General features: G+C 60.4%; 2 protein-coding genes. Both read left to right on the forward strand.

Annotated elements, in window-relative coordinates; genetic code table 11:
• Window positions 1-48: 48 nt before the first annotated feature.
• A complete protein-coding gene (locus ACRXB1_RS36955; RefSeq protein WP_449494892.1) occupies window positions 49-183 on the forward strand; it encodes a hypothetical protein in 135 nt (44 codons plus the stop codon).
• 21 nt (window positions 184-204) lie between these two features.
• Window positions 205-856: HpcH/HpaI aldolase/citrate lyase family protein (locus ACRXB1_RS36960; RefSeq protein ID WP_449494893.1), on the forward strand; the 652-nt coding region annotated here is incomplete at its 3' end.

Consider the following 856-nt stretch of genomic DNA (forward strand, 5'->3'; position numbering starts at 1 on the left):
TTCCAGCGCGACTGGACGTCCGGTTGATGCTCAAGTCAGGAGACATGCATGCCGCTTCATAGTTATCTCTTCGTACCGGGCGATCGTCCGGAGCGGTTTTCCAAGGCGCTTGCAACGGCCGCGCATCCGGCCGACCGTTTCAGTTATTCGGAAACATTCCAGCGCGACTGGACGTCCGGTTGATGCTCAAGTCAGGAGACATGCATGCCGCTTCATAGTTATCTCTTCGTACCGGGCGATCGTCCGGAGCGGTTTTCCAAGGCGCTTGCAACGGCCGCGCATCAGGTCGTGATCGATCTGGAAGATGCGGTCGCGCCCGAGGGCAAGATCCAGGCGCGCGAGGGTTTATCGAAGTGGCTGCGGGATGGCTTGCCGGATATCGACAAGGAACGCGTCGTGATTCGTGTCAACGCATACGGCACGCCCTGGCACGAGGACGATGTGAAAATGCTGCGCGAGTCAGCGGTCACGCGCATCATGGTCCCAAAGGCCGAAGCCGCTAGCGAACTGGCGGATATTGCGTCGCGTTGCGGCAAGGCGGTGTCGCTTATCGCGCTGATCGAGAGCGTGGCGGGCGTGGTGGAGATGCGGGCGATCGCGCATGAAAAGGCGGTGTCACGGCTTGCATTCGGTTCGTTCGATTATTGCGTCGATGCAGGTGTGGAGGACAGCGGCCGCGAGCTCGACTACGTGCGCTCGCAATTCGTGATCGAGTCGCGTTATGAGGGCTCGGGCCTGACCGGTGGTATCGATTTATCCGGTTATCCGCTCGACGGCCCGATTCCGGAGTTGCCCGAAACCAACGCAAGCAAGAGCCGTCAGGCCCTGACGATAGAACTCGCAAGGCGCGAGAACC

Source organism: Caballeronia sp. M23-90 (assembly GCF_053574605.1).